This is a genomic window from Streptococcus sp. CCH8-H5 (assembly GCF_001556505.1).
Lineage (GTDB): Bacteria > Bacillota > Bacilli > Lactobacillales > Streptococcaceae > Streptococcus.
The window spans coordinates 1-291 of the sequence record NZ_LSIZ01000060.1 but is presented as its reverse complement, the minus strand read 5'-3'; the positions used below and the strand labels follow the sequence as shown (position 1 = coordinate 291).

The 291-nt window shown below is 38.1% G+C and carries 1 protein-coding gene; it reads left to right on the top strand.

What is annotated here, in order from left to right:
* The coding region (locus AX663_RS04260) for a transposase (protein ID WP_197414200.1) at positions 1 to 245 on the top strand (245 nt) is incomplete at its 5' end.
* Positions 246 to 291: the final 46 nt, after the last annotated feature.

Genomic DNA, 291 nt, shown 5'->3' with positions numbered 1-291 from the left:
CATTTATGGGATATTTAAAGGGCAAAAGTAGCTTAATGATATTTGATCGACACGCAAATTTAAAGTATAAATATGGGAATCGCAAATTTTGGTGTCGAGGCTTTTATGTTGATACGGTTGGGCGAAATCAGAAGCGAATTGAAGAATATATTCGTAATCAATTACAAGAAGACGTGGTAGCAGATCAGCTTAGTCTGTTTGAGGAGTATGATCCGTTTACAGGTGAGAAGAATAAAAGAAAGTAATCTTAAAGAGACCCGCTAGACGGGTCAGCTAGCAAAGGTGGTGCTG